Origin of the sequence: Tsukamurella ocularis, assembly GCF_965138335.1 — a bacterium.
Taxonomy (GTDB): domain Bacteria; phylum Actinomycetota; class Actinomycetes; order Mycobacteriales; family Mycobacteriaceae; genus Tsukamurella; species Tsukamurella ocularis_A.
The window spans coordinates 1-21,575 of sequence record NZ_CBCSDV010000005.1; the positions used below are offsets into that span (position 1 = coordinate 1).

The window sequence follows — 21,575 nt, forward strand, 5'->3', positions numbered from 1 at the left end:
TCCGGTGGGGGACCGGCCGTCCCCCGCGCCGCGCCCACTCCCCCGCCGCAAGTCACGCACGTCCCGTGGGGGACCAGCCGTCCCCAACGCGGCACTCCATCCCCCACCGGAAGCCACTGTCCGAGCGCGGGCACCGGCGCGCGATCAGCGCACGGAGCCGGTCGCGCCGACGGGATATGCGTCGGACGCATGGCTACGGGCCGCAGAACACGTCTTGACCTGCACGAACAGCAGCCATGCGCCACGCGCATGGCTCTTCTGAGCAACACCAGGCCGTGCGGCGGCTCCGCGCCCGACGCCCGCGGCCGCGCACTGCTCAGGCGATGGGGATGAGCGCGCGGGGATCGTCGGCGGGGAGGGGCGCCGCGGCCTCGGCGGTCACGGTCAGCCGGTCGAAGCGGATGGAGCCGCCGTGGTTGTCGAGGAAGGCGATGTCGGCGGCGTCGCGGCCGGTGGCGATCCGCACCATCGACGCGCGCGGGGCGAGGCCGGTCCCGTCGAGCACCCACCAGCGGCCGTCGACCATCACCTCGGCGACGGCGTGGAAGTCCATCGGATCGCAGCCGGGCGCGAAGACCGCGCTCATCCGGGCGGGCAGCTTCAGGGCTCGGAGCAGCGCGATCGTCAGATGCGCGTAGTCGCGGCAGACGCCGGCGGAGGCGAGCAGGGTGTCGGAGGCACCGTCGACGGAGCGGCTGGCGCCGGGCAGGTACTCGAGCCGGCTCGCCACGAACTCCCGAACCGCCACAGCACGTTGTGCATCCCCGGTCACGCCCGCGAACTGCTTCGCGGCGTAGCCGTAGAACCTGTCCACCTCGCAGTAGCGCGAGGGCCGCAGGTACAGCGACCGCAGGTACTGGTCGACGTGCTCCGGCGCGGCGAAACCGGCGACCTGCGCGTGGTACTCGAACAGCACCTTCCCGGGCCCGGCGTCGACGCGGTGGATGCGTCCGCCGTGCGGCCCCACCACCTCCTGGGCCGGCAGGGGCGCACCGTCGAGCGTGACGGCGAGCGACTCCTGCACCTGCAGGCCCGGCACCCGGGCGACGGTGGCCTGATACTCCAGCACGGTGGGGGCGAGCACGGTGCACGCCACCCGCGCGGACATCCTCCGCGCTCCGGGGACCACTAGTTCTTCGACAGCGCCGACATCGATTGCCACGTCGGCCAGTCTAGGGTCCAGTCGTAGATGTCCCCGTCGGCCTCCGAGAGCTCGATCGACGTGCCGGTGACCTCGACCGGATCGCCGAACAGCGCGCTCGCGAAGTAGCGCTGCGCGTCCTCGAGCGAGAGGTTGATGCAGCCGTTGGTCACGTTCGACGCGCCCTGGTTCCCGACGGTCTGCGGGTTGGCGTGGATGAACTCGCCGTTGTTGGAGATCCGCACCGCGTACCGCTCGTGCACGTTGAAGTACCCGGCGGCGGGGTTGGACATGTAGAAGTCCTCGTGCTTCTCGCTGACCACGTGGATGCCCGACCGCGTGACGTTGCGCGGCAGATCCCCCTCGCCGTACGAGCAGGGCAGGTCGAGGTACACCTGGTCGCCGCGCATCACCCGGATCCGGTGCGACGGGGCGGAGGCCTTGACGATCTGCGACCGGCCGACGACGAACGAGCTGGTCACGTCGCTGGCGCCGTACTTGCCGTCGCCGTGATCGAGGCCGTAGAGCTTGCCGTTCATGGTCACCCTGGTGCCGGGCGCGTAGTACGCGCGCGGCCGCCAGTGCGCCCGGGAACCGTTGTCCTCGGGCAGCCAGGCCCACGCGCCCTCGGTGTGCGGCGTCGTGGTGACCTCGAGCGCCTTCTCCACCGCCGCCTTGTCCTCGACGGTGCCGGCGAACTTGAGGATCAGGGGCGCCGCGATCCCGACCTCGGCGTCATCGGCGATGTTGATCTGCACGGACATCGTGGCGTCGGGCGAGACCACGGAGACCTCTCCGTCGAGGCTCGAGAAGGTGCCGCCCTCGCCGTCGGCGGTGCCGGACCAGCGGTAGGTGGCGCCGAAGCCGAGGGGCTCCGCGGTCGAATAGGTCACACCGTCGGACGAAGCGGTCAGTTCGACCTTTTTGCCCGATTGCGTGTTGGTCAGCGCGACGCCCGGCCGGAAGGTGCCGCCGCGCACGCGCACGGAGACGGTGTCGCGGGGGCCGATCTTCTGTCCGGCTGCGGGGGCGTACTCGAAGGTGGGGGCATCGGCCCTGGTCTCACCGATGCCGCTGTCGCGGGTACACGCGGTCGCGGCGACGGCCACCGTGGCCGCCGCGCCGCCGAGGAAGGCACGCCGACGGACGGGCGCGCGAAACATGTCGAACACTGTATGAATTCTACGGGCGCAGCGGGGGGAGCTCCGCACCCACGAGGACGGGCTCGGGCCGCAGCTCGACGCCGAACCGGGCGAACACCCCATCCCGGACCTCGCCCGCGAGGCCGAGGAGTTCGGCGGTCGTGCCGGTGCCGCGGTTGGTCAGCGCGAGGGTGTGCTTCGTCGACAGCGAGACGCCCGGACGGCCGCCGTCGTAGCCCTTGTGGAACCCGGCGCGCTCGATGAGCCAGCCCGCGGAGAGCTTCACCCCGTCGGGCGCGGGGTACTGCGGCGTGCTCTCCCCCGTCGCCTCCTCGATGCGCCGCACCGTCGCGGCGGCGGTCGCGGCCGGGACGACGGGATTGGTGAAGAAGGAGCCGACGCTCCAGGTGTCGTGGTCGGCGGGGTCGAGGACCATGCCCTTCCCCCGGCGCAGGTCGAGCACGGCGCGGCGCGCGTCCGCGGGGTCTACGGTGCCGCCGGGCTCGACCCCCAGGACGCGGGCGAGCTCGCCGTACCGGATCGGGGCGGAGGCACCGTCGGTCAGCGCGAACCGCACGCGCAGCACGACGTCGGCGGGGCCGGCAGCAGTGGTCGAGCCGGCGGCGCCGGGTGCCTCGTGCTGCTTGAGGCGCGACGTGCGGTACGCCAGGCCCAGCGTCTCGGGCGCGACCCACGCGGTCTCGCCGGTGGCGCGGTGGTAGAGCTCGACGGCGTCGAGCCACGCCGACACCTCGACGCCGTACGCCCCGACGTTCTGCACCGGCGTCGCGCCCGCGGAACCCGGGATGCCGGACAGGCACTCGAGCCCGCCGAGCCCGGCGTCGACCGACGCGGCGACCACGTCGTCCCAGACCGCGCCCGCGTCCGCGGTGAGCACGGTGCCGTCGATCGAGACGGCGTCGTGCGCCAGGTGCACAACGGTCCCGTCGAAGCCCGCGTCGGCGATCACCAGGTTGGAGCCGCCGCCGACCAGCAGCACCGGCTCGCCGGCGGCGTCGCAGCGCGCGACCGCCTCCGCGACCGCCGCGGCGGAATCACAACGCAGGTAGGCACGGGCTGGGCCGCCCAGGCGCAGCGTGGTCAACTCCGATAGCAGTTCAGGCACCACGCAACGGTAACGTGTCCGGCTATGACCACCCGTCTCGAGCGCTCGCTCGACTACGCCACCAGTCCGGCCGCGCTGCACGCCGCGTTCACCGACGACGCGTACTGGCCCGCCCGTGTGGCCGAGGTCGGCGGCGAGGGCGCCCGCGTCGCGGAGCTGTCCATCACCGGCGAGGGCGCCGGGCGCTCGGTGCGCGTGCTCGTGGTGCACGTGATCGGCGAGGACAAGCTGCCGCCCGTGGTGACCGCGGTCCGCCCCGGCGGCCTGGAGATCCACCGCGTCGAGGAGTGGGGCCCGTTCGACGGCACCCGCTGCGAGGGCCGCTTCTCCGCCGAGATCCAGGGCGTGCCCGCGCAGCTGTCCGGCACGGCCGTCCTGGAGGCGGGCCCCGGCTCGGACGGCTCGGCCGCGCGCATCACCGCGGACGGCGAGGCCAGCGTGTCCATCCCGTTCGTCGCGAAGAAGGTCGAGTCGCTGGTGGTCGAGAACCTGCAGGAGCTCATGGAGAGCGAGCGGGAGTTCACCCTGCAGTGGATCGCGGAGCATCCCTGACCGGTAAGGTTCCCCCACATGGCACGACGTCTCAGCTACTCGGCGCGCTTCCCGTTCCCCGCCGACGTCTTCTACAACGCGTACTCCACCAAGGAGTACTGGACCGAGAAGATGACGGACTTCCGCAACCTGACCCCGCTGTCGGAGCTCTCCGAGTTCGACGTCGACGACGAGGGCATCACGGTCGTCCAGAAGCAGAACCTGCCGCACGAGTACCTGCCGCCGATCGCGCAGGGCGTCGTGAAGAAGGACATGATCATCACGCGCGAGGAGTTCTACGGCGCGTGGGACGGCGAGAACTCGGTCGGCGACTACAAGGCGTCGATCCCGGCGGGCCCCGGCTCGCTCAAGGGTGAGGCCTCGCTGTTCAACACCGAGACCGGCTGCACCATGCGCTACACCACCGTGGTGAAGGTCTTCGTCCCGTTCGTGGGCACCAAGCTCGAGCAGCTCATCCTCATCAACCTCGTGGACCTCTTCCGCGCCGAGGCCGAGTACCTCAAGTACTGGGTCGACAAGAACGCCTGATCCGCGTGCCCGCCCCGGAGGGCCGCATCGTGCAGCCCGAGGGGCGGATCACCCGCGGCACCACGGGGCTCAATCGGCTGCGCCGCAGCGATCGCTGGTCGGTGCACTCCCCCGCGCTCGCGGCCGCGCTCGGCGGACCGTCGCCGCTGGCCGTCGACGTGGGCTACGGCGCGCGCCCGAACACCACTCTGGAATGGGCGTCCTGGCTGCGGCGCGTGTCGCCGACGGTGCGGGTGACGGGACTGGAGATCGACCCCGCCCGCGTGGTCCCCGGCCGCGACGGCGTCGAGTTCGCCCGCGGCGGCTTCGAGCTCGCGGGGCTGCGCCCGAACCTGGTGCGCGCCTTCAACGTGCTGCGGCAGTACGACGAATCCGAGGTGGCCGACGCTTGGGCGACGGTCGTCGCGCGGCTCGCGCCGGGCGGGGTGTTCATCGAGGGCACCTGCGACGAACTGGGCCGACGGTGCTGCTGGCTCACTCTGGGCGCCGCCGCGCCGGGCGTGGCACCGGTCCCGCGGACGCTGACGCTGGCCTGGCACCCCGGGTTCACCGACCACCCGTCGGATCTGGCCGAGCGGCTGCCGAAGGCGCTGATCCACCACAACGTGCCCGGCGAGAGGATCCACACCCTGCTCACGCTGGCGGATCGCTGTTGGGACGAGGCCGCCGGCTACGCGCCCTACGGCAACCGGATGCGCTGGCGGGCCGCCGCGGCGCTGCTGGCGACGCGGACCGACGGGGCCGCCCGCCCGCCCCGTCGCCCGGTGCGCGACAACCTGCTCACCGTCGATTGGGCCTTCGTCGCGCCGTAGTCGCTCANGATGTCGAGTTCTGCGNNGNTCGAGGTGTCCTGGCGCATCTCCGTCGCAGCAGAAGCCGACATCGTGAGCGCGGAACCTTATCGAGCATGAGTCAGTAGTGTGGTGCGCATGACATCGCTGACGGTCGCGCTCGCGCAGATCGAGGCCACCACCGACCCGGCGGCCAACGCCGCGCTGGTCGAGGAGGGGCTGCGCCGGGCCGCGGAGGCGGGGGCGGCGCTCGCCGTCTTCCCCGAGGCCACGATGTGCCGGTTCGGGGTGTCCCTCGGCCCCGTCGCCGAGCCGCTCGACGGGCCGTGGGCCACGCGCATCGCGGAGGCCGCCCGCGCCACGGGCGTGCACGTCGTCGCGGGCATGTTCACGCCCGCCGCCGACGGCCGCGTGCGCAACACGCTGCTGTCCGCGTCGCCCGACGGCACCCGCACCGCCTACGACAAGATCCACCTCTTCGACGCCTTCGGCTTCGCCGAGTCGCGCACCGTCGAGCCCGGCGGGCGCGCCGTCCTCGTGGACGTCGGCGGCGTCACCGTCGGGCTGAGCACCTGCTACGACCTGCGCTTCCCTTCGCTCTACCAGGGGCTGGCGGACGCCGGCGCCCGCGTGATCGTCGCGCCCGCGTCGTGGGGCGACGGCCCCGGCAAGCTCGACGCCTTCACCACCCTCGCCCGCGCGCGGGCGCTGGACTCCACCACCTACGTCGTCGCCGTCGACCAGGCGCGGCCCTCCGATGCCGAGCCCGGCCCCGCGCCGCGCGGGGTGGGCGGCTCGCTCGCCGNCGGGCCCGACGGTGCCGTGCTCGCCTCCGCCGGCGACGGGCCGGAACTGATCGTCGTCGACCTGCCGCTCGCGCGCGTCGACGAGGTGCGGGCCGCACTGCCCGTGCTCGCCAACCGCAGGGACTTCACCGTCGCCACCCAGGGATGAGGAACAATCTAACGCCGATGGATACGAACCCGAACGCCCCGCAGAACCCCGGCCCCCCGAACGGCCCGCAGAACGGCCCGCAGGATCCGAACCTGACGCGGCCGATCGCCCCGGCCGATCGGCAGGCCCCCCAGCAGCCGCAGCAACCGCAGGCCCCGCAGCAGGCGCAGCAGCCACCCGTGCCCCCGGTGCCGCCGACGCAGATCCCGCCCGGCGGACCGTCGGGTCCGGGCGGTCGGAGCGGACCGGGTGAGCCCGCGAAGCCCGCCAAGCAGCGCTCCACCGGCAAGCTCATCGGCCTGGCGGCGGCCGGCCTCGTCGCGGTGCTCGTGATCGTGCTCGTGGGGTCCGAGCTGTACATCCGCAATCACGTGCAGAACTGCCTCGCGGACAACATCAAGAAGGGCACCAGCGCCGGCGACGTCAAGGTCAGCTTCGAGAAGACGCCGATGCTGATCCAGAACGCGAGCGGCAAGATCCCGTCGATCGACATCCAGGTCGACGGCATGCAGGGCACCCCCGGCCTCAACGCGCGGATCCTGCTCAAGGGCGTCGAGCCCAGCGGCGACAACAAGGTCGACGACGCGACGATCCTCGGCACCTTCACGGCCGACGGCATCAAGAACAAGGTCGTGAGCTCGCAGGTGATCTCGGACCCGAAGGTCACGCTGAACAGCGCCGCGAACCAGATCGAGATCAGCGGCACCGCCGTCATCCTGCCCGTCACGGTGAACCTCAAGCCCACCATCAAGGACAACAAGGTGGTGCTCACCGCGAGCAAGGCCTCGGTCTTCGGCATCGGCGTCCCCGACGACCTGGCGCAGCAGCTCATCAGCGCCGTCGCCGACATCCCCACCCCGAACGGCCTCACCGCCAGCGACCTGAAGATGACCGACGAGGGCATCTCGCTGCGCTACTCCGGCAAGGACGTGCTGCCGAAGGACATCGAGAGCGGATCCGACGTGGGCGCCACGAACTGCTCGGTGGTGTAGCGGGCCATGGCGATGGTCGCCCCGGTGGGTCAGGTGGTGCACGTCGTGCGCGACTTCAGCGCGCTGCCACCCGCCGCACTGGGGCTCCCCGCCCGGCTCTCGGCGACCATGAAGGCGGCCCTCGGCATCGGCCTCGTGATCGTCACCGTCGGGACCGCCCTGCTGGTCCACCGGCTGTGGGTGGACGCGGAGACGCCCGGCCTGTGGTTCCAGCTGCTGTTCACCGCCTTCCCCGGCCTCGTCCTGTTCGGGTTCTGGTTCGCCTATCTCGGCTCGTTCGGGGACGCCGCGAAGGCGCGGGCGGTCGAGCGGCGGTGGGTCGACCTGCGCGCATCCGCCCTGCCCGGCCACGGCACCGTCGAGGACCGGCGGGTGCGGACCTCCGAGAACGGCGGCGTCACCGCGTTCGTGCTCGAGATCGTCGGCGACGGCGTGCCCTTCTCCGCCCAGTGGCGCGCGACCGGCGACGAGCTGCTGCAGCCGCAGGTCCCGGGCATCGGCTCGCCGGTCCGGTTCTGGCGCACCACGCCCGACGGTCCGCTGGTGGTCGAGGTCCTCGATCCCACGGTGGTGCGGCCGTGAGCGCGCCGCGGCTCGACCTGAAGCTGCGGGTCCGCTGGGCAGTGCTGCACGGGCTGCCGCGGTACGCCCTCCCCCGCCGCGCGGCCCGCGGCGACACCATGGCCGAGCTGCTGCTCGGCTACCGCGGCGCGCCGGGCGGCCAGTACGCGCGCCTGGACCGGATCCGCGAGCAGGGCCGGATCATCGGCAGCGAGGTCGGCGCGGCGACGGCCGACCACGCGCTGTGCCGCGCCGTGCTGCGCGATCCGCGGTTCGCCACGATCCAGCCACGGGACTTCGGCTTCCCGCGTCCGCTCATCCCCGTCCTCGAGCGCACCGATCCGCGGCTGCCGAACCCCGTCGAGCCGCCGTCGATGCTGGTCACCGAGCCGCCGGCGCACACCGCCTACCGGCACCCGATCGCGCGGACCTTCACGCCGAAGGCGATCGCGACGCTCACCGACCGGGCGCGGACCGTCAGCGAGGAGCTCCTCGACGGGCTCGCCGAGTCGGCCCGACCCGACCTCGTGACCGGCTACGCCGCCCGGCTCCCCGTCACGATGATCGGGCGGCTCCTGGGGCTGCCGGAGGCCGACGACGAGTACATGCTGGAGTGGGGCGAGGCCGCCGCGCCGCTGCTCGACACGGGCCTCGACTGGCCCGTCTACCGGCGCGCGCAGCACGCGCTGCGGGGCCTCGACACCTACCTCACCGCGCACTTCGCGCGGGTCCGCGCGCACCCCGACGCCGACGACCCCTTCGCGCTCCTCGCCGCCTCGGGCGAGCTCACCGACCGCGAGCTGGTGGCGAACGCGGCGCTGCTCATCGGCGCGGGCTTCGAGACCACCGTGAACCTCATCGGCAACGGCATCGTCGCGCTGCTGGAGCACCCCGCGCAGCTGGAGCGGCTGCGCGCCGAACCCGAGTTGTGGCCCAACGCCGTCGAGGAGATCCTGCGCTACTCCAGCCCCGTCCAGCGCACCGCGCGCGTGGCCCGGGAGGCCGGCGAGATCGAGGGCTTCGCCTTCGCGGAGGGCACCGTCGTCTCCCTGCTGCTGGCCGGCGCGAACCGCGACCCCGCCGTCTTCGACCGGCCGCACGAGTTCGACGTCGCGCGCCCCGACGCGAAGAAGAACGTCTCCTTCGGCTACGGCATCCACGCCTGCATCGGCGCGGCGCTGGCCCGGATGGAGGGCGCCGTCGCGCTGTCCGCGCTGTTCGAGCGGTACCCCGGGCTCTCCCTCGACGGTCCCGGCACGCACCGCGGGCTCGCCACGCTGTACGGCTGGGCGAATCTGCCCGCGAAGCTCTCCTAGCCCGACGGGGCCGTCGTCCCGCCCGACGGGGCGCGGCACCGTCGGACGGAGGGGCTGCGCGCTACTCCGGGAAGCCGGCGAGCACCGCGCGGGTGCCGGAGAGGCCGAGCCGGTTCGCGCCGGCGTCGATCATCTCCCGCGCTGCCTCGGCGGACCGGATGCCGCCCGACGCCTTCACGCCCACGTCGGGCCCGACGGCCGCGCGCATGATCGCCACCGCCTCGGCGGACGCGCCGCCCGACGGGTGGAAGCCGGTGGAGGTCTTGACGAACGTGGCGCCGCCCTTGACGGAGCGCTTGCACACCTCGGTGAGCAGGTCGGCGTCGCCGAACTCGAGCAGCGCGGCGGACTCGACGATCACCTTGAGCACGGGGTCGGCGCCGATCGCCTCGCGAACCGTGAGCACGTCGGAGAAGACGCGATCCAGGTCGCCGGCGAGCGCGAGCCCGACGTCGATGACCATGTCGACCTCGTGCGCGCCCTCCTCGACGGCCATCCGCGCCTCGGCGGCCTTGATCAGGGTGTGGTGCTTACCGGAGGGGAAGCCCGCGACGACGCAGAGCTGCGGCACCCGTCGCCCCGTCTCTCCGGCACCGGCCTGCGCGTCGATCGCGGCGCGCAGCGGGAGCATCGACGGCGAGAGGCAGACGGCGTAGACGCCCAGGTCCAGCCCCTCGGCGTAGGCCGCCGCGGCGGCGGCCTCGGTGGCCTCGGGCTTGAGCAGCGTGTGATCGACGAGGGCGGCGACTTCGGAGCGTGTGAGCACGTTTGAGACGATACCGGGCGTGACCCGCGAAACACGCTACGTCCTCACGCTCGGGTGCCCGGACACCACCGGTATCGTCGCGCGCATCTCGACCTTCCTCGCCGACGTGGGCGGGTGGATCGTCGAGGCCGGCTACCACTCGGACCAGGATTCCGGCTGGTTCTTCACCCGCCAGGCCGTCCGCGCCGACAGCGTCGCGATCCCGCTCGACGAGCTGCGGGCGCGTTTCGCGGCCGAGGTCGCCGCCGAGCTGGGCCCCGAGACCGAGTGGCGGCTGACCTCCAGCGCGGAGCGCAAGGACATCGTCGTGCTGGTCAGCAAGGAGGGGCACTGCCTGCACGACCTCGTCGGGCGGGTGGCCACGGGCGAGCTGAACGCGCGCATCGCCGCGGTGATCGGCAACCATGAGGACCTGCGAGACTTCGTCGAGCGCCTCGACATCCCGTTCCACCACGTGCCCTTCCCCGGCCCCGGCGAGGACAAGTCGGCGGCCTTCGCCGAGGTCGCGCGGCTGACCGATCAGCACGCCCCCGACGCCGTGGTACTGGCCCGGTTCATGCAGGTGCTGCCGCCGGAGCTGTGCGCGGCGTGGGCCGGACGGGCGATCAACATCCACCACAGCTTCCTGCCGAGCTTCATCGGCGCCCGGCCGTACCACCAGGCGTTCGCGCGCGGCGTGAAGCTGATCGGCGCGACCTGCCACTACGTGACCGCGGACCTCGACGCCGGCCCGATCATCGAGCAGGACGTCGCGCGCGTCGACCACGCCGACGCCGCGTCCGACATGGTGCTCCGCGGCCGCGACATCGAGAAGGTCGTGCTGGCCCGCGGCCTGCGCTGGCACCTCGAGAACCGGGTGCTGGTGCACGGCCGCAAGACCGTCGTCTTCTCCTGACCCGGGGGCTACGTCCCGGAGGCGACGGGGCGGCCGTCGAGGATGGAGTCGAGGAGGGCGTTGAGCTTCTCCGGCTGCTCCAGCGGGAGCATGTGGCCGGCGTCGCGGATCACGGCGAACCGGTCCAGCCGCCCGGCGACGCGGAGCTCGCCGGCGATGACGTCGGCGTCCGCGGGCGGGGTGAGGTGGTCGAACTGGCCGACCACGACCGACGTGGGGATCGTGATCTTGCGCAGGCCGCCGGTGACGTCGACGCTCGCGAGCACGTGCCCCCACTCGGCGCGCACGTCCGAGGGACACGAGGCCACCATCTCCTCGGTGTACCGCACGGCGCCGTACGAGGCGTAGCCGCACAGGGCGGTGTAGCGGATCACGGCGGTGTGCAGGCGGTTGTGCCGCATCTTCACGTCGGCGCCGAGGATCCCGTCACCGAGCTTCTGGGTGAACCGGGGAGCGATCCGCGGCAGGGGCGCGAGCGGGGTGGCGGCGGCGAAACCGGCGATGCCGTCGCGGGCGAAGGTGGAGACGAGCACGGCGTGGTGCGCGCGCTCGGCGACCTCGTCGGTGTACTTGTCGGCCCAGGCCATGACGGTGATGGCGCCCATGCTGTGCCCGACCAGCAGCGCCTTCCGCCCCGCCGGCACGTGGGCGGCGAGGACGGCGTGCAGGTCGTCGGCGAGGACGCCGGCGGAGAACGCGAACGCGCCCGCCTCGGACGCGCCGTGGCCGCGCTGGTCGTAGGCGATCACGCGGTGGCCGCGGCCGACGAGGTGCTCGACCTGCCGCGGGAAGTTCGACAGGTTGCAGGACCAGCCGTGCACCAGGACGGCGATCGGGCCGTCCGCGGGACCCCACGCCCGGGTGCGCAGGCGGGTGCCGTCGCCGGAGACGACGACGCCGTCCTCGGAGGGGCCGTCGTAGTCCTCGATCAGCTTGGCGTTCGCCGGCTCCGCCGGGGACGACAGCGCGTACGCGGCGACGCTCGCGGCGATGGCCGCGGCACCGGCACCGACGGCACCCGCGGCGCCGACGACGAGCTTCCTGGAGATCTTCATGCGAGCAACCTTACTAACTAATACTCAATAGCGCGGGCGGCGGACCTCGTCGAGTTTCGGCTTCGCGTCCAGGAGGTACACCAGGATGCCGATCGCGCCGATGACCGTTCCCATGTAGTTCAGGCCGGCCAGCACGAGCACCTCGCAGGCGACGAGGGTGATCACCCAGTAGTTCTTCTGCCACTTCCCGGCGGCGGTGAAGGCGTCGGCCGGCGCGCGCAGGGCGTGGATGAGGCAGAAGGCACCGGTCGCGAGCAGCGCGACCGTGATGAGGAGCGAGGCGAACAGGCTCAGAGTGCCGAATCCGTAGAGGATGACGTCCATGACACCAGCCTAAAGGTCGGGNGCCCGACGGCAGTGCCGCCGGGCGCCCGGATGAAGCTGAAGGGGGTGACGATCAGGCGTCGGCCTTCTTCGCGGCGGCCTTGGGGGCGGCCTTCTTGACCGCGGTGGCGGCCTTCGCGGTGGTCTCCTCGACGGCGGCCTCGGCCTTGTCGGCGGCGGCCTCGACCTCGTCGCCCGCGCGGCCGACCAGCTTGGCGGCGCGCTCGCCGACCTGCTTGGTGGCGGTGGCGACCTGGCCCAGCGAGGACTCGGTCAGCTCGACGGCCGAGTTGTAGGCCTTGGTGGCCTGCTCGGTGGCGTCCTCGATCACGGAGCCGGACTTGATGCGGTCGTAGGCCGACTCGCCGCGCTCGGCGAGCGACTCGTAGATGTCGGTGGCGACCTGGATGTACGCGGCGGCGACCTTGCGGAGCTCGTCGGCGGTGAACTTGGCGCGCAGCTCGTCGACGTCCTTGGGCAGGCCGTCCTTGGCCTCGGTCAGCTTGGCCTGCGCGGAGCCGCGGGCCTCCTCCACCTTGGCCTGGGCCTCGTCGACCTTGGTCTGGAAGTCCTTGGACGCGTCGGTCGCGGCGGCGCGCAGCTTCTCGACGACCTCGGAAACGGCCTCGTAGGCGTAGTCACCGGCGCCGAGAGCGGCGAACAGGGGGGTCTTCAGGTCGTCGAGGGTGTTCTGCTCGGTCATGGGGTGATCTCCTTCAATGCAGTCTCGTTCTCGCGGCGGAAGCTCTCGTAGATCTCGAGGAGTGCCTGCTTCTGCCGCTCGGTGATGGTCGTGTCCGCGATCAGCGCGTCGCGCACCGGGGATTCCGGACGCTCCTCGAGGATCCCGGCCTGGACGTAGAGCACCTCCGCCGAGAGCCGCAGCGCTTTGGCGATCTGCCCGAGCACGTCGGCCGACGGTCGTCGGAGCCCTCGCTCGATCTGGCTCAGGTACGGGTTGGACACCCCCGCCCGCTCGGCCAGCTGCCGGATGGACACCTCCGCCGCGAGACGCTGCGCCCGAATGAACGCTCCGATGTCAGATCCCGAATTGGCTGAAACCTCTTCGGCCTGTTCATCGCTCGTCATATCCGGTCTCCCGTCTGCGCGGCTGATTCCACGCTAACAGCTAGTGCTAGCTCTTGCAAGCAGTTTGCTAGCAGAGTGATTCCAATCAGAAGAAGATCTGGGTGATCGAGTAGATCACCAAGCCCGCGATCGAGCCCACGACGGTGCCGTTGATCCGAATGAACTGCAGGTCACGCCCGACGGCGAGCTCGATCTTGTCCGAGGCCTCGTCGGCGTCCCAGCGCGCGACGGTGTCGGTGATGATCGATGTGATCTGGCTCGCATAGTTCTCGACGAGGTGCCGCACCGACCGGTCGACCCAGAAGTCGACCTTGTCGCGCAGCGCCTGATCGTCGCGCAGCCGCACGCCGAACCGGGCGGCCGATTCGCTGAACTTCTCCCGCAGCGTCGAGTCCGGGTCCTCGACCGACGCCTCGATCATCCGCTTGGCCGCCCGCCACGCCGCCTGCGCCGCGGTGCGCACCTCCTCGCGCCCCATCAGCTCGGCCTTGACGTCCTCGACCTTCGCGATGGTCCGCGGATCGTGCTGCAGGTCGGAGGCGAAGTCCCACAGGAAGGTGCTCATGGCCTGCCGCACCTCGTGGTCGGGGTCGCTGCGCACCTTCCACGTGAACTCGACGAGCTCGCGGTAGATCCGCTCCCCCAGCAGCGAGTTGACGAACTTGGGCGACCACTGCGGACCGTCGGTGTCGACGATCTTGTCGATGACGCCCTGGCTGCCCAGCGCCCAGTGGTGGGCGCGCTCGGCGAGCAGGTTGATGAGCGGCAGCTGGCGCTGCTCCTGCAGCAGGGTTTCCACCAGGCGCCCGATGGGCGGCCCCCACTCGGGCTCCGCGAGTCGCTTGATGATCGTCGAGTTGAGCACCGCCTCGACGTCCTCGTCGCGCAGCACCTCGCTCATCACCTTCACCAGCTTCGCGGCCTCGCCGCCCAGCTTCTGCGAGTTCTCCGGGTCGGCCATCCAGTTCGCGACGCGGCCGCTCAGTTCGAGCGAGCCCACCTTCTCCGCGATCACGTCGGGGGTGAGGAAGTTGCTCTCCACGAAGCCGCCGAGCGCGTCGCCCAGCTGGTCCTTCTTACGCTTGATGATCGCCGTGTGCGGGATCGGCAGCCCGAGGGGGTGCCGGAACAGCGCGGTCACCGCGAACCAGTCGGCGAGACCGCCCACCATGCCCGCCTCGGCCGCGGCCTTGACGTAGCCCACCCACGGCCCGGCGATGGCGAGGTTCGAGCCCTTCGTGTCGAGGTACTCGCAGAACAGGTAGACGATCGCCGCGCCGATGAGGAAGGAGAGGGCGAGCGCCTTCATCTTGCGCAGGTCGCGCTTCTTCTGCTCGTCGGGCGTGCCGCCGAACGGACTCGCCGGAACGCGGGACGTCGAATCGGTCCCGGACGACTGCGGGGTACCCGCGGGAGATGACACCGTCACGAGTCGATCTTGCCCGAAGATCGGGGTGGCGCGCCGGATAGGGTGACCGCATGGCGAACGACAAGGGTTGGTCCGGTTCCGCGTCCGCAGCTCTGCGCTGGCAGCCGGGGTCCACGGTCCAGGACATCGACACGTCCGGCACGCCGGGCTTCGACGGGGACAAGGCGCTCGGGGAGAAGCTGCTCGCCGAGCGCGGCGCGCGGCTCTCGGAGCTGCAGGAGCTGCTCTACGCCAACGGCCGCGCGGGTGATCACCGCTCGGTCCTGCTGGTGCTGCAGGGTATGGACACGGCCGGCAAGGGCGGCATCGTCCGGCACGTGATCGGCATGGTCGACCCGCAGGGCGTGAAGACCGCGTCCTTCGGCAAGCCGACCGAGGAGGAGCTCGCGCACGACTTCCTGTGGCGCATCCACCGGCAGACCCCGAAGGGCGGCCAGATCGGCGTCTTCGACCGCTCGCACTACGAGGACGTGCTGGTGGTCCGCGTGCACGACCTGGTGCCGCCGGCGGTCTGGGAGCCGCGCTACGCGATCATCAACGACTTCGAGGCGGACCTCATCACCGCCGGCACCACGATCGTCAAGTGCGCGATGTTCGTCTCCCTCGACGAGCAGAAGAAGCGGCTCGCGGAGCGGCTCGACCGCCCCGACAAGTTCTGGAAGTACAACCCGGCGGACATCGACGAGCGCGGCTACTGGCCGAAGTACCAGGAGGCCTACCAGGCGATGCTGGACCGTACCAGCGTCGACGGTGCGCCGTGGCACATCATCCCCGCCGACCGGAAGTGGTTCAGCCGGCTCGCGATCACCGAGCTGCTCATCGAGGCCCTCGAGGGCCTGGACCTCGGCTGGCCGCCCGCCGACTTCGACGTCGAGCACGAGAAGGCACGCCTCGCGCAGGCCTGACCGCTCCGGCCCATCAGGCCCGACGGTGCGCCGCTGGCCCACGGCCGTGCCGGGTCCGACGGTGCCGGGTGGCGTCCCGCGGGGGAGGAAACGCCGCGCGGGGGACGGCCGAGCCCCCACTGAACGAGGGCGGCGTTCAGTGGGGGACGAAACCTCGCGCGGGGGACGGCCGAGCCCCCACTGAACGAGGGCGGCGTTCAGTGGGGGACGAAACCTCGCGCGGGGGACGGCCGAGCCCCCACCGCAAGCGCGGCTTCTCGTGGGGGCTCGAACGCGAGAGCCGCGGATCGGCGCGGCGCGGGGGACGACGGGGCGATGCGTCCCACACATCACCGCGACCTCGACCATGCCCCTGAACCGCACGTACAGAGGTGTGCGCGGGACGCATCGCTCGCCGGAGCGAACACACTCAAGTGCCGGCGCGACGATCGACCGCTATGTCCGCGCCCGGCACCGTCGGGCTAGGCCAGGCGCTCGGCCCGGCGCTTGCCGGACCACAGCTCCTCGACGACGACCTGCACGAGCAGCGCGATCGCGCTCCACACCAGCGCGGCCAGCGGAGTGGCCCCGGCGGCGACCGCCGCGACGCCGGCGCCGAGCAGCGCGAGGGTGATGCCCACGGTGAACGCGCGGTGCCCGTCGAACCCGCAGAGGTAGGCGTCCATGATCTCGATCCCGAGCACCGCGACGGCGAGCGGGATGACGAACGCCGACGCGACCACCACGTTGCTCACGTGGGCCTCGTGCGAGATGCCCAGCGCCTCGACGTGCAGGCCGGCGCCGAAGGCGGCGATCGCCATGAAGATGGCGATGTGCCCGTAGCCCCAGGCGAAGCACTTGCTGGGGTTGCGGACCAGCGCGTGCCCGACGGGGATCGAGAAGTAGATCCACCAGATCGACAGGTTGAGCACCATCGCCGCGACGCCGAGCACCGCGATGTCGAGGCTCCAGCCCTGCGCCTTGAGCAGCGCCTGCAGCGCGACGACGGTGCCGACCACCCCCTCGCCCAGCGTGATGATGGTGAGCAGCCCGTAGCGCTCCGCGATGTGGTGCGGGTTCCACGGGGTGCGTTGGCGCCGCTCCGCGACGTACGGCCCGCCGAGCTCCACGACGTAGAGGACCAGGCCCGCGACGATGATCTGCGTGAGCGTCAGCGGCGCGAAGGCCGTGACGATCCAGCCGACCTGCGCGACGGTGATCGCGACGATGTAGGTGACGGCGGCGGTCCGGTACCGCGGGGAGGAGATCGCCACGCGGGTCCACTGCGCCAGCAGCGCGACGCGCATCACCACGTAGCCGATCACCAGCACCGTGTTGTTCGGTCGGTCGCCGGCGGTGACCGACGTGAAGAACGGCTCGACGCCGAGGCCCATGATGCAGACGCCGATCATCTGCAGCATGGTCACCGCGCGGAAGAGCCAGTCGTCGGTGTCGAAGGCCGAGGCCATCCACGTGAAGTTGATCCACGCCCAGATCGACGCGAAGGCGCAGAACCCGAAGCCCAGGAAGGCCGTGAAGTAATGCGCCTCCGCGATCGCGTCCGCCAGCTGCACGCCCGCCAGGGAGAACACGACCACGAAGGTGAGGTCGAAGAACAGCTCCAGCGTGGTGGCCGTGCGGCCCTCCTCGTGGGGGTCGCGGCCGGCCATGCGGGTCAAGCGGCGACGCATCGCCGACGGTCCATCGGTCACTGAAGAACTCTCCTGCTCGTCGCCCAATTCGTGATCGCACGAAACGTCGATCATCGTAGGCCTCGTGGACCGCCGGCGCGCGCCGGTGGTCAGCGCGTGGTGTAGCCGCCGTTGGCGAACAGCGTCTGGCCGGTGATCCAGTGACCGTCGGTCGAGAGGAAGTCGACGATCGGAGCGATGTCCTCGATGAAGGTCAGGCGGTTGCCCATGCCCTGCGACTTGTGGAACTCGACGCGCTCGGGCGTCTCCTGGCCGTAGAAGAAGGGCGTGTCCATCGGGCCGGGCGCGATGGCGTTGACGCTGATCCCGCGCGTGCCGAACTCCTTGGCCGCGGCGCGGTTGAAGTGCTCCACCGGCGACTTGCCGCCCGCGTAGGTGGAGTAGCCGTCGGTGAACGCGCCCAGCAGCGCGGTGACGATGGTGATGAGCGTGCCGTCGTCGTTGAGCGTGCGGCCCGCCTCCTTGATGAAGAAGTAGGCGGCCTTCGCATTGATGTCCAGCATGGAGTCGTACTCCTCCTCACTGGTCTCGAGGATCGGCTTGCGGAGCACCTTGCCGACGGTGTTCACGGCCACGTCCACGCCGCCGAACTCGGCGACGGCCGCGTCGAACAGCTCGGTGACCGTGGCGGGCACGGTGAGGTCGCCCTGGAACAGCAGCGCCTTGCCGCCCGCGGCCTCGACGGCGGCCGCGGTCTCGCGCGCCTCCGCCTCCGACGACGGGCTGTTGTAGTGCACGGCGACGTTCGCGCCCAGACCGGCCAGATGGCGGCTGACCAGGCCGCCGAGGTTCTTGCCGCCACCGGCGACGACCGCGGTCTTCCCTGCGAGCTTCGTCATGGAATGTCTCTCCTTCGTCGGGTTGGTAACGCCTTTGCAATTCCCAACATACGGTGCAGACGGTCAACCTACAATCGAATCTTTTCAGCCTATTCACAAGCGCTGATTGTGCAATGCTGGTCGGGTGACAACACCCGACCTCCGCCGTCTGGAGCAGTTCGTCGCCGCGATGGAGGAGCCCTCCCTCGCCGCCGCGGCCGCCCGCCTGCACCTGAGCCAGCAGGCCCTCTCGGCGGCCCTGCGCCAGCTCGAGCGTGAACTCGGCACGCCGCTGTTCACCCGGTCCGGGCGGCGCCTCGCCCCCACCGCCGCCGCCCGCTCCCTGTACGACGGTGCGCCGTCCGTCCTGTCCGGCGCCCGGCTCCTGGCCGCCCGGGCCCGCGCCGCGGGCGCGGAGCGGCCGCGGGTGTTCGTCGTGGGCCGCAGCCCCGCGGTGACCGCCGACGAGGCGTACGGATTGCTCGAACCGCTCATCGACCGCCCCGAGGCGCCGTCCATCACGGTGCGCGAGCTGTTCCCGTCAGCGATGGTGGACGAGCTGGAGCGGGGCACCGTCGACCTGGTGCTGCGCCGGGGCGTCTCCCTCCCGGACCGCCTGGCCGGAGTCACGCTCGCCTACCACCGCATGCGGGTGGCGCTGCACCGCGATCACGACCTGGCCGGCCGGGAATCGCTGGCGCTGGCGGACCTCGCGGGCTCGCCGATCGTGGTGTGGGCGCCGCCCCACGCCTCGTTCTACACGGACTTCCTGGTGGCGCAGTGCCGCCGGGCGGGGTTCGAGCCGGACCTCCTCGTGAACCGCGTGCAGGGCACGCCGCCGGCGACGGCTGTGCTGACCTCGCCGCACGCGGCCGCTTTCGTCACGGATCCGGCGGGCCCGCGGTCCGACGGGCGGGTCGTCGTCCTCGACCTCGACGACGCGCCGCAGGTCCCCGTCCAGGCCCTGTGGCTCCCGCACACGACGGACCCGCTGCGAACGGAGCTGCTCGCCGCCTATCCCCCGGCGTGAGGGCTCAGCTGACGATCCGCAGCACGATGACCTTCACGAAGTCATCGTTGACCGCGTATGTCAGCAGCCCGCGCCCATCGCCGAACAGGGCGGTCCACTGATCGGTGGTCTTGTCGTAGCTCCCACCACCCTTCGGATCGTCGAGAATCTCAGCGAACACGGCATCGAAGGACTGCTTCAGGTCGTACGGAAGCTCGGCGTATTGGACCCTCGCGATCTCCACCCACACCGGCGAGTAGAGCGCCATCTACCCGGTACGCAGCGGTGACGTCGCGAGACCGGCGAAGTCGCCGCGCGCGACCCGCTCGATGACGGCTCGCTCGTCGTCCGTCGGGGGGTTGAGGCGCAGGTGCGCGACGCCCCACCACCGGTTCACCACGCGCTCGACCCGAGAGAGGTCGAAGTCGTGGTCCGCCTCCGCGAGGGCGATCCGGAACTGGGCTTCGAATTCGGGAAGTTCATCCGGCGCCACGGCTGCGAGGGCATCCCGGATCGCCGGACCGGACCGTTCCACCGCCACGTACTCGCCCATGCATCGATGGTACGACGCACGTCCGACGCATCGCAGAAGCTACGGCGCCCGTGGCGCTCACGTCGCCTTGCGGGCCGTCACGAACTGCCCCTGGCCGCTGACCGTCTGCTGCACGTCGACGAGGCCGTACTCGCGCAGCCAGCCGGTGATCTCGTCCCTGCCGAACCAGCGGAAGCCGGAGACCCGCTCCGCGGTCGACGAGCCGAGGACCGACGTCAGCGGCGTCTGCAGCGAGGTGAACAGCGCGACCCGGCCGCCCGGCTTCGTGACGCGGCAGATCTCGCGGACCGCGAGCCGCGGCGCGGGGATCAGGTACAGCGCGGCGAGGCAGACCACGGTGTCGAACGTTCCGTCGGGGAAGGGCACGTCGAGGGCGCTGCCGTGCACGTAGGCGACGCGATCGTCGGCGTTGTCGCGGACCGCGCGCTGGAGCATCGCCTCGGAGACGTCGAGGCCGACCACCACGCCCTCGCCGCGCAGCTTGCGGGCCAGCGGCTTGGTGTAGAGGCCGGGCCCGCACGCGACGTCGAGGACCTTCTGCTCGCCCCGGCCGGTGAGCTCCTCCAGCAGCACGTCGGTGCGGCTCAGCGTCCCGCTCCCGCCGAGGCTGAACAGGCGGGTGAACGCCGGCCGCCACGCCTTCTCGTAGACCGCCGCCAGCGCCGGGTTGTGCATGAGCGCGTTGCTCAGGCCCGTCGGCTTGGCGCTCTCGGGCGCGAGCACGTCGAGGTAGCCGTGGCTGCGGTCGGGCTCGCGGCCGAGCCGGTCGGGATCGAGCAGGGCCTCCACCCGGTCCAGTGCGCTGGTCATGCGGCCACGCTAGCGCGCCCTCCTCCGGGCCGGGCCGGGACCGCCCACCGTCACCCCGCCCTTCCCGACGTAACAGCGTGAGCCCGCACCGCTTCCTGGGGAAACGTCTGCGACTAACGCTGTTACGTCAGTCCGGTCAGGAGACGAGGCTCGCCGCGCCCAGCTCCGCCGCGATGTCGCGCTCGAGCAGGTGCGCGCTGATCGCCGCGGCGGCGGTGGAGCCCGCACCGGCGGCGACGATGACCTGCGCCACCGGGTTCACGACGTTGCCGGCCGCCCACACGCCGGGCTGCCCGGCGACCGCACCCATCGGGTCGACGGGGACCGTCGGGAAGGGCCCGGCGGAGCCGCGCTCGGCGCCCAGCTCCAGCAGGAGCTCGTCCTGCGGCACGAACCGCGGCCCCACGAAGACCGCCTCGCGGGCGATCTCGGTGCCGTCGGCGAGCCGGACGGCGCGCAGCGCGTCGCCCTCGACGACCAGGCCGGCCACGGCACCGTCGACGATGCGGGTCCCGCGCGCCTCGATCTTCGCCCGATCGGACTCGTCGACGTCAACACCGTTGGTGAAGAACACCAGGTCGCGCGACCACTGCGGGATCAGCAGCGCCTGGTGCACCGACATCGCCGCGTTCTCGCCGCCGAGCACGGCGAGCGGGCGGTCGCGGACCTCGTAGCCGTGACAGAAGGGGCAGTGGATGGCGTCGCGGCCGAAGCGCTCGGCGACGCCGGGGATGTCGGGCAGCACGTCGGTCAGGCCGGTGGCCACCAGCAGGGTGCGGGCGCGCAGCACCTCGTCGCCGACGGTGACCTCGATGACCTCGCCGTCGCGGCGCACCGCGGTCGCGGCGCCGGGGAGGATGCGCACGCCGTAGGCCTGCGCCTCGCGGCGGCCGAGGGCCAGCAGCTCGGCCGGGTTCAGGCCGTCGTGGCCGAGGTAGCCGTGCATGTGCGCGGCCGGGGCGTTGCGGGGCGCGCCCGCGTCGACGACGGTGACGGCCCGTCGCGCCCGGCCGAGGACCTGCGCGGCGGTGAGCCCGGCGGCCCCGCCGCCGACGATCACGGTGTCCAGGATCTGCGTTGCGTTCATGGATCCACCGTGCTCCAGAAACGGCTGAACCGGCAAGTTTC

25 protein-coding genes and 1 pseudogene are annotated in these 21,575 nt (G+C 71.7%); 11 read left to right on the forward strand and 15 right to left on the reverse strand.

Annotated features, from left to right (window positions below):
- Positions 1-316: 316 nt before the first annotated feature.
- Genes ACNAYW_RS06590 through ACNAYW_RS06600 form a run of 3 tightly spaced genes read right to left on the reverse strand, consistent with a single transcriptional unit; the run spans position 317 to position 3,409 of the window.
- Positions 317-1,162: a transglutaminase-like domain-containing protein gene (locus ACNAYW_RS06590; RefSeq protein ID WP_415848923.1), complete on the reverse strand. Its 846-nt coding sequence runs from the start codon at positions 1,160-1,162 to the stop codon at positions 317-319.
- Positions 1,129-2,304, reverse strand: a complete 1,176-nt coding sequence (locus tag ACNAYW_RS06595) for a L,D-transpeptidase (RefSeq protein ID WP_415849089.1) — start codon at positions 2,302-2,304, stop codon at positions 1,129-1,131. The genes ACNAYW_RS06590 and ACNAYW_RS06595 overlap by 34 nt, the downstream gene beginning before the upstream one ends.
- Before the next feature lie 19 nt (positions 2,305-2,323).
- Positions 2,324-3,409, reverse strand: coding sequence for a UDP-N-acetylmuramate dehydrogenase (locus ACNAYW_RS06600; RefSeq protein ID WP_415848924.1), 1,086 nt, complete (start codon positions 3,407-3,409; stop codon positions 2,324-2,326).
- 24 nt (positions 3,410-3,433) lie between these two features.
- Between ACNAYW_RS06600 and ACNAYW_RS06605 the strand changes: the two genes are divergently transcribed.
- The 8 genes and pseudogenes from ACNAYW_RS06605 to ACNAYW_RS06640 all read left to right on the forward strand — a co-directional run bounded on the left by ACNAYW_RS06605 (position 3,434) and on the right by ACNAYW_RS06640 (position 9,103).
- Entirely contained in the window at positions 3,434-3,961 is a 528-nt protein-coding gene (locus ACNAYW_RS06605) for a DUF2505 domain-containing protein (protein WP_415848925.1), read from the forward strand.
- Between the two features lie 18 nt (positions 3,962-3,979).
- Entirely contained in the window at positions 3,980-4,489 is a 510-nt protein-coding gene (locus tag ACNAYW_RS06610; protein WP_415848926.1) for a DUF2505 domain-containing protein, read from the forward strand.
- A complete protein-coding gene (locus tag ACNAYW_RS06615; protein WP_415849090.1) occupies positions 4,486-5,301 on the forward strand; it encodes a class I SAM-dependent methyltransferase in 816 nt (271 codons plus the stop codon). Before ACNAYW_RS06610 ends, ACNAYW_RS06615 begins: the two co-directional genes overlap by 4 nt.
- 126 nt (positions 5,302-5,427) lie before the next feature.
- On the forward strand, positions 5,428-6,085 hold a 658-nt coding region (locus tag ACNAYW_RS06620; protein WP_415849091.1), incomplete at its 3' end, for a nitrilase-related carbon-nitrogen hydrolase.
- A 1-nt stretch (position 6,086) separates the two neighbouring features.
- Positions 6,087-6,234, forward strand: a pseudogene (locus ACNAYW_RS06625) (hypothetical protein); the annotation flags it as partial.
- Positions 6,235-6,251: 17 nt separating this feature from the next.
- A complete protein-coding gene (locus ACNAYW_RS06630; protein WP_415848927.1) occupies positions 6,252-7,226 on the forward strand; it encodes an LmeA family phospholipid-binding protein in 975 nt (324 codons plus the stop codon).
- Between the two features lie 6 nt (positions 7,227-7,232).
- Entirely contained in the window at positions 7,233-7,808 is a 576-nt protein-coding gene (locus ACNAYW_RS06635) for a hypothetical protein (protein WP_415848928.1), read from the forward strand.
- Positions 7,805-9,103, forward strand: coding sequence for a cytochrome P450 (locus ACNAYW_RS06640; RefSeq protein WP_415848929.1), 1,299 nt, complete (start codon positions 7,805-7,807; stop codon positions 9,101-9,103). Before ACNAYW_RS06635 ends, ACNAYW_RS06640 begins: the two co-directional genes overlap by 4 nt.
- Positions 9,104-9,164: 61 nt before the next feature.
- On the opposite strand, the gene deoC is transcribed toward ACNAYW_RS06640, so the two are convergent.
- Entirely contained in the window at positions 9,165-9,881 is a 717-nt protein-coding gene (gene deoC / locus ACNAYW_RS06645) for a deoxyribose-phosphate aldolase (protein WP_415849092.1), read from the reverse strand.
- Between the two features lie 7 nt (positions 9,882-9,888).
- Between deoC and purU the strand changes: the two genes are divergently transcribed.
- Positions 9,889-10,764 (forward strand): formyltetrahydrofolate deformylase, encoded by an 876-nt coding sequence (gene purU, locus ACNAYW_RS06650; protein WP_415848930.1) that lies wholly within the window; start codon positions 9,889-9,891, stop codon positions 10,762-10,764.
- An 8-nt stretch (positions 10,765-10,772) separates the two neighbouring features.
- Here the strand turns inward: purU and ACNAYW_RS06655 are convergent, their stop codons facing one another.
- From ACNAYW_RS06655 to ACNAYW_RS06675, 5 genes are all read right to left on the reverse strand, one after another.
- Positions 10,773-11,819 (reverse strand): alpha/beta fold hydrolase, encoded by a 1,047-nt coding sequence (locus tag ACNAYW_RS06655; RefSeq protein WP_415848931.1) that lies wholly within the window; start codon positions 11,817-11,819, stop codon positions 10,773-10,775.
- A gap of 24 nt (positions 11,820-11,843) precedes the next feature.
- The gene (locus ACNAYW_RS06660) at positions 11,844-12,143 is read right to left on the reverse strand and encodes a DUF2516 family protein (protein WP_415848932.1); all 300 of its coding nucleotides are present in this window, start codon (positions 12,141-12,143) and stop codon (positions 11,844-11,846) included.
- 73 nt (positions 12,144-12,216) lie between these two features.
- Positions 12,217-12,846: a heparin-binding hemagglutinin gene (locus tag ACNAYW_RS06665; protein ID WP_415848933.1), complete on the reverse strand. Its 630-nt coding sequence runs from the start codon at positions 12,844-12,846 to the stop codon at positions 12,217-12,219.
- Positions 12,843-13,232 (reverse strand): helix-turn-helix domain-containing protein, encoded by a 390-nt coding sequence (locus ACNAYW_RS06670; protein ID WP_415848934.1) that lies wholly within the window; start codon positions 13,230-13,232, stop codon positions 12,843-12,845. Before ACNAYW_RS06670 ends, ACNAYW_RS06665 begins: the two co-directional genes overlap by 4 nt.
- Before the next feature lie 85 nt (positions 13,233-13,317).
- Entirely contained in the window at positions 13,318-14,541 is a 1,224-nt protein-coding gene (locus ACNAYW_RS06675; RefSeq protein ID WP_415849093.1) for a DUF445 domain-containing protein, read from the reverse strand.
- A 170-nt stretch (positions 14,542-14,711) separates the two neighbouring features.
- Here ACNAYW_RS06675 and ACNAYW_RS06680 point away from each other — a divergent pair, with 170 nt between their 5' ends.
- The gene (locus tag ACNAYW_RS06680) at positions 14,712-15,566 is read left to right on the forward strand and encodes a polyphosphate kinase 2 family protein (RefSeq protein ID WP_415848935.1); all 855 of its coding nucleotides are present in this window, start codon (positions 14,712-14,714) and stop codon (positions 15,564-15,566) included.
- A 461-nt stretch (positions 15,567-16,027) separates the two neighbouring features.
- On the opposite strand, the gene ACNAYW_RS06685 is transcribed toward ACNAYW_RS06680, so the two are convergent.
- Both ACNAYW_RS06685 and ACNAYW_RS06690 read right to left on the reverse strand, forming a co-directional pair.
- Positions 16,028-17,257, reverse strand: coding sequence for a low temperature requirement protein A (locus tag ACNAYW_RS06685; RefSeq protein WP_415848936.1), 1,230 nt, complete (start codon positions 17,255-17,257; stop codon positions 16,028-16,030).
- Positions 17,258-17,346: 89 nt separating this feature from the next.
- Positions 17,347-18,096 carry an SDR family oxidoreductase gene (locus tag ACNAYW_RS06690; protein WP_415848937.1) on the reverse strand — a complete coding sequence of 250 codons (750 nt, stop codon included), beginning with the start codon at positions 18,094-18,096 and terminating at the stop codon, positions 17,347-17,349.
- 124 nt (positions 18,097-18,220) lie between these two features.
- Here ACNAYW_RS06690 and ACNAYW_RS06695 point away from each other — a divergent pair, with 124 nt between their 5' ends.
- Entirely contained in the window at positions 18,221-19,105 is an 885-nt protein-coding gene (locus ACNAYW_RS06695) for a LysR family transcriptional regulator (RefSeq protein WP_415848938.1), read from the forward strand.
- Between the two features lie 4 nt (positions 19,106-19,109).
- On the opposite strand, the gene ACNAYW_RS06700 is transcribed toward ACNAYW_RS06695, so the two are convergent.
- The 4 genes from ACNAYW_RS06700 to ACNAYW_RS06715 all read right to left on the reverse strand — a co-directional run bounded on the left by ACNAYW_RS06700 (position 19,110) and on the right by ACNAYW_RS06715 (position 21,534).
- Positions 19,110-19,352, reverse strand: a complete 243-nt coding sequence (locus tag ACNAYW_RS06700; RefSeq protein WP_415848939.1) for a hypothetical protein — start codon at positions 19,350-19,352, stop codon at positions 19,110-19,112.
- Positions 19,353-19,637 (reverse strand): DUF6247 family protein, encoded by a 285-nt coding sequence (locus tag ACNAYW_RS06705; RefSeq protein ID WP_415848940.1) that lies wholly within the window; start codon positions 19,635-19,637, stop codon positions 19,353-19,355.
- 57 nt (positions 19,638-19,694) lie between these two features.
- On the reverse strand, positions 19,695-20,447 hold the full coding sequence (locus ACNAYW_RS06710) for a class I SAM-dependent methyltransferase (RefSeq protein WP_415848941.1): 753 nt from the start codon (positions 20,445-20,447) through the stop codon (positions 19,695-19,697).
- A gap of 136 nt (positions 20,448-20,583) precedes the next feature.
- Positions 20,584-21,534, reverse strand: a complete 951-nt coding sequence (locus ACNAYW_RS06715; protein WP_415848942.1) for an NAD(P)/FAD-dependent oxidoreductase — start codon at positions 21,532-21,534, stop codon at positions 20,584-20,586.
- Positions 21,535-21,575: the final 41 nt, after the last annotated feature.